The 6,307-nt window shown below is 48.7% G+C and carries 4 protein-coding genes and 1 pseudogene; 2 read left to right on the forward strand and 3 right to left on the reverse strand.

The genetic code is table 11. From position 1 onward, the window contains the following. Nucleotides 1–133 precede the first annotated feature (133 nt). Both G5168_RS20845 and G5168_RS20850 read right to left on the reverse strand, forming a co-directional pair. Entirely contained in the window at nt 134–601 is a 468-nt protein-coding gene (locus G5168_RS20845) for an META domain-containing protein (RefSeq protein WP_421252679.1), read from the reverse strand. Nucleotides 602–756: 155 nt separating this feature from the next. Next, a pseudogene (locus G5168_RS20850) lies at nt 757–1,697 on the reverse strand (IS630 family transposase). 826 nt (nt 1,698–2,523) lie between these two features. Here G5168_RS20850 and G5168_RS20855 point away from each other — a divergent pair. After that, entirely contained in the window at nt 2,524–5,259 is a 2,736-nt protein-coding gene (locus G5168_RS20855) for a hypothetical protein (RefSeq protein WP_421252680.1), read from the forward strand. Between the two features lie 206 nt (nt 5,260–5,465). Then, complete coding sequence (locus G5168_RS20860) at nt 5,466–5,657, forward strand: hypothetical protein (protein ID WP_421252681.1); 192 nt, start codon at nt 5,466–5,468, stop codon at nt 5,655–5,657. A 212-nt stretch (nt 5,658–5,869) separates the two neighbouring features. Here the strand turns inward: G5168_RS20860 and G5168_RS20865 are convergent. Beyond that, on the reverse strand, nt 5,870–6,307 hold a 438-nt coding region (locus G5168_RS20865; protein WP_421252682.1), incomplete at its 5' end, for a DUF1566 domain-containing protein.

The raw sequence follows: 6,307 nt of genomic DNA on the forward strand, positions 1-6,307 counted from the left end.
TTTTATGGCAACCGGCAAGTAATGTCAGGCAGCCAAACAGTAACAGGGCAATACGCAGTCGATGTCGTAAAAACATACAGGCCTCAAAATATTGGTAGTGCTCTTCCCACTAGTGCAGAAAGCTCACATGAAATTACTTTTTATCTTTCGATAATTGTTCAGTATTACCTAAGCGTAACTCTTGCTTCATTTCTTTATTACGGAGCATGATCACTTTTGCCCCCATAAAATTTACTGAGACAACCTCTGCACCATTAGCCAAGAGTGACTGCATAGTGCGACTAATGTTACTCGCCTCTGGGTTAGAGCAGCCCATCTTGGTAGACATTACCTTACCCTTCAAAATGCTCTGTTCCATCACATAGCTACCGTTAAACTTGTTGCAGCCATCAAAACCAGAGATTTTGTTTTTTTTCGGTTCGAAGTTAATGACAGCAGGGGGCGTTAGGTTTTCAATTTTTTGATGGCCGTCATGTAGCACTGTCCAACTTCCACTGATTGTGTTGTGGATTTCTTCTTCATTTTGAAGCCGCTTAAACGGGGTGCATGCAGTAAGTAAGGACATCACACCAGCAATCGCAACAATGCAATATTTTTTCATATTATGTTCCTATATTTGAACAAGCCAAGGTGACTTTACATTCACCAATTTAGCATAGTGCATTGACTGGGTTTAATATACAACCTATCAACAATGTAGCCGATTAATATATCCTCAATCATTAGGTGGGCTCTAAATAACTGATCCTAAGAGTACTACACCTTCGCTGTGCCATAGCCATTCCCCGGGAAAAGAGACACGGTATCCATGAAGTGTTTCACTCGGACCAGCAGGCTGGACATTCCTCTGCATTGATGATTGCGCGTGATGGTTTCATGTAACTTGTGCCACAGCCGTTCTATGTGATTAACCCAAGGGCTGTAAACTGGCTGGAACACCAAGCAAAACTTGGGGTTCTTCTTCAACCATCGCTCGGTCTGTTGGCTTTTGTGAATGATGTAGTTATCGAGGATCAGTGTGATGGTTTTGGCTCGTTGGTAGTGGCGACGCAGCTTTTCCAGCATGGCGATAAACAGGGATGAGTTTTTCTTTATCCCGCTGACGTAAAGTACTCTTCCATGGCCGGCATGGAGAACGCCTGCCAGGTAATGTTTGGCGTTCTGTCCCGGTGTGACAACCCGCTTTTGCTGCGCTCTGAACATCCAGTCGGCCCCTAATTTGGGATTAAGGTCTATATCGACTTCATCCTCATAAAACACCGGATTATCGGCATCACCGCGGGCCAGCGCGGCGTCGATATTCGCCATTTTCTCTTGATAGGCCGGGTCTTTTATCCGTAAGGTCGGCACGGGCCTTCGCCAGACAATACCCATACGAAGTAACCATCGGCGGCGCCGATAACCAAAATCTTGCGGAGAAAACTGCATGAGCAGCAACAGTAAGGTGACAATCTTGGCGACAGGTAGGACCGGGGCACGGCCAGCCGGTAAGGTTTCTAACGTCCCCACACCTTTATCTCGATACAACCGAAGCCAACGGCCGATGGTCTCGAGCGAGCAGCGCCGGTAAGGTGCTGAACCTCAGTGACCGTGCGTCCTTCATGTAACAACAAGATGGCCATCAAGCGACGAGCATGCCCTTTATCACGGGTGGTATGGATGATTTTGTGAATGCAGCGCCGTTGTGGTCGTGGCAGGGGGGTAGGATAGGCATCAACTCAGTCCTTTGGGAGCGGCTTGTTTTGTTTGGCGATTAATGAGATCGCGTAAACTCGACTGAGCCCCCCCTCCGGTGATCTACTATTCGGAACAGCTATTTAGCCAATCTCACTCAATTCGAGATGTGAAATAAAGTGAAAAACCAAGAACGCACATTGACTGCACAGTATTAGAAGCGAACGAGCACGTAATTACATAGCTTGGTCGGTATTATGTAAAGCTTTGCACTCAAACGTAACATGAACTAATCCGTACGCTCCATGAACGCTAAGGGTGATAGCGCCCCTCTAGCATTTCAAAAAAACTAAAACTTCACATTCATTCAGAATGATTATGTCGCATATTAAAAGCGCATGCGTTACAAAACCGTCATTCCACAATAAATAGCGTGGAATAGTTGGAGTGCAAAGTACGAGCCCCAAGCAATAGAATCTTGGAAAAATAAATATAGAGCTCAACTCAAAGGAGAAAGGAAAACAGAATGATGCCTTCCAATTCACCTATGATACCACCACAGCACGCTTCTTTCCATTAACGATCCCCTTCACGGTTCGTTCCACCAGTGACAACACCGTAAATTACGCTCTATTTATGGCGCAGCTATCTGGGCGGTGTGGTGATAAGCATACATTGAAAATAACAGTGACACTGGATGGCTAGGACATTGAACAGGATAACAAACTTTGGTTTTTTGGACATGGAAAACGATCATCTGGCTGTACTTTCTTTTCCCGTTATCCCTCAAACAGACAGCACACAGATGTGTGATGGCTCAAGCGCAATAGCTGCCTTGGTTATAAGCATATGAATGAACATAACAAATATCGCAGAGGCGGTTGGCGCCGCCGGGCCCATTACGTCATGGTGACCATGTTGTTGCTCGCGGGACTGTCCGGATGTGGCGGTGGTGAAGAAGGTGGCGGTAGTGGCAACGCCCATGACCCCTCCCCCGTGGGCCGCGTGAGCGCGGTTGATGGGTTTGGTGTAGCGCGACCGAACGTGCCAACGCGCCTTGATTTATCCGCGTTCGCGCGAGGTCCGGGCGCCACCTTGACGGCGATAAGCAGTCAGCAAAAAAGGTGTGGCGCCGCCAACGTGGTGTCTGGCCTGACCGTTGAGTTGACCAGCGAAAGTGGCTTGTGTGAGTACAGTTACACAGTGAGTAATGCTGACTCTGATGCCTCGGCGGCCATCTATGTGTTGACCAGCAACGTGGCATCACCGGTCCTGCCTCCCCTGTCCCAAACCCTGATGTTGGGCACTGGCAGTGCCGTTTATAACCTGGCAACGCTGCTTGGCAGCGACTGGCCTGCAGGCTACAGCCTGGATGCCTCCTCCCTAAAGGTGCAGGGAGGGACGGAACAAGGTACCGTCACCGCCAGCGGCAATGAGTTGACCTATACACCGCCCAATACGCCAGACTGGAACCGCATAGTCTTTATTCTCAAGCACCCTGGCCGGCCTGACGAAGATGTCCTGGGCACCCTGTTCATCACCATCTCGGAGGCCTCCAATCAGCCCCCCACCATCGGTGAAGTCAAATATGACTACAAGGCGCAAACCGGGAATGCGGTCACCGCACAGCATGCCGTGACCATGGACCTGGCCACCCTGCCCAATCTGAACATCGTGGACCCGGAGGGAGAGGCGTGGCAGCTGATAGAGGTGCAGAGTTATTCCGCCTCAGTGGTACCGGTAGCCCCGAACTCGGTCACCAACAAGCATTTCACCTTCACAGCAAACACCTCGGGGGAGCACATCGTCAGTTATATCGTCGGTGACCACCGGGCAGGTTTTGCCACAGGGCTCATCAAGGTGGTCGTCGGGCCGGATGAGCGCCCCAAAACCTGGGGCGACATAATGTGGTCACTTGGGATTAATACGGGTACGGTCACCTACCTGGCGCCCCCTCTCTACAGCGAGGTGGTTAACAAGGGTGTTCTCGCTGAAGAGGTTTGGGATGATGGCGTGAAAAACACCATAGGGGCAGTGACAGGAGTGAGCGCCTCCTTGTATTGCAGCAAAGGCAGCCACTTGGCCACCCAGCGAGAGCTCGACATCCTGCGCACCACACCAGCCACAGAGCAGGAGCGCAGCAAGTACCCCGTGCAGCGTGATTACATCGTCAGCAACGGCGCGGAATATCTCACTTATAACCTGAAAACGGGCGTGACCGCACCTTACACCACAGGCAGCCTGTATGTGATTTGTGTGACCGAAACGCCCATAAATGTGGTCACTTGGGGTATAGGCTGGGCCGCGGATAGTATCTCAGTTGCGAGTCAACTTACCGATGTGAGGGCTATCACTGCGAACCAGCGTTCATATGCCGCACTTAAAGGTGATGGTACTGTTGTGACTTGGGGCAACCCAAGTAATGGTGGAGATAGCGGCTCGGTAGCTGACCAGCTGGTTGATGTCAAAGCGGTCTTCGGCAACGGGAAGGCTTTCGCTGCGCTCAAAAATGATGGCTCTGTTGTCACTTGGGGTGATGTAATTGATGGCGGTAACAGCAGCGCTGTCACAAACCAACTCACCGGTGTGATAGACATAATTCCTGGTTACTTAAACGCTTTTGCGGCTCTGAAAAAAGATGGCACTGTCGTTACTTGGGGTGACCCAGAACGTGGCGGCGACAGCAGCTCGGTAGCCGATATGCTCACCGATGTCAGTGCTGTTTTTGGAGGCCAGTCTTTTTTTATCGCCCAAAAGAAAGATGGCTCCGCTATAACTTGGGGAAAGGTGCCAACTCTCCGAGGGGGGGCGGCGACAGATATAAAGACCATATTTACGTTTGACTTGTCTGCGTTGGCCTTAAAGCATGATGGTTCCTGGATTGGTTGGGGACTAGACCCCACGCCCCTCAATGCGGCGAGCAAGCAAATCGTCCAAGTGACCGCTATCCCCGAATATAGTTATGCAGCACTCACAAGTGACGGCAAAGTTATTCTTGGCAAGCGCCCGGACGAGTTGGCCGAACACCCTAACTTCAAAGTAATTTTGGACCCTAATGGTGTGGTGCCTTCATTAACTGACGTTAGGCGTATTTATGTCACCGGCCCCTTATCGAACTCCTATGCAGCACTGAACAATGATGGCACCGTCGTAACTTGGTATGCTGGTCCTATCGCCTACCTGAATTCGACGAACCCACATGGCCCTGACAGCGCTGCTTCTGATAGCTCTGCGGTTTCACGCCTGCTAACTAACGTTAAAACCATATATTCTAATGATAGCGCCTTTGCTGCGCTGAAAGAGGACGGCTCTGTTGTCACGTGGGGGAATCCCTTTCGGGGCGGTGATAGTCGCCTTGTGTCGGGACTTCTGACAGATGTAAAAGACATTTACTCCGCACGTAGTGGTCTGTTTAGCGCAGTAAAAAGCAATGGCACTGTCGTGACTTGGGGGTGTTATCAATATACATGTGACGCTATGTTTGCGTATTATATCCACGTGCAAACAACCCCCAATCTGAAGACAATTGTTGAGGGCTATTCTCACATGACTTTCGCTGCCTTGCTTGAGCCAGAGAGTGAATAACGTGCTGCGATTACCGGTCATCCCTTAACCATTTAACAGGATGCATGACATAGTCATGCATCCTGTTATTTATTATCCAAAATGATGCGGCATGTATTGCGTCGATTTTATTACACAGTAAACATACATATAATGAGCATTAAAAAGACCTCCTGGTGGTGATATTTATACTATCCAGTTTGATTGCCGCTCACGGCCTCTCGGTTATGTTATTTATCTTTATGGTTGATGCACTTATTTATTTTGAGATTTTTCAAATAAATACCCACGAATTATCAAGTTTGACATCATCTGATGCCATAAAAATTCCGCCGGTTAACGCTGCACAGGTGCTTGATGAAAGAGCGATTGAGTTTGACATTAAAACTTCAGCTAGCGCCGAACATCAAAAATATTAACCATTATTTATATTTCCTCAGCATAAAAACCAACCAGTTAAATATAAACAACAAGCTATAACGATGGGTAAATCGTCTCATCTACCTCATGTGCACTGATTTGCACCAAGAGGACACACCAGGCAAGCCTTGCATTCAATTTATAAAACAAGGGCAACCAACTGGTCGCCCTTGTTTTCCCATCACCACTTCAATCAGGACTATAGCTCAGCTTAAGGCTCCGAGACGCAGGATGCGTAGTTTAATTCGCTCGGCGGGAAGCCGCTCTCATAATTGCTGACAAGGAGCATGACGCGATAAAAAGAAGACATAGGGGTCGCCGACCAATAAAAGTCGGTGGCCGCCCAACCGCGCGCAGTAAACATATTACCGTAAGTATGGTATAGCTCATCTCTTAACTCGATTATGTTTGCCAAGCGCCAGTTAGTTCGCCCTCCAAGATTATTGATGTTGTAGGTAGCGCACAGTGCATTAGCATTTTGCCAATTGAACTGATAGAAATCACCAACTGGTCCGTCAGTTCCATTTTCAATCCAGATACCATCTGTTTCACTACTACCAATGCTATCCAGATAAGCCACTGATGGTGAGTTGGTAAATAACTTACCACTACCTGTATCGAAAATATCAATACATACACCAGCTAATTC

This window comes from Aeromonas sp. 600724 (assembly GCF_049175135.1).
Classification (GTDB): Bacteria; Pseudomonadota; Gammaproteobacteria; order Enterobacterales; family Aeromonadaceae; genus Aeromonas; species Aeromonas veronii_A.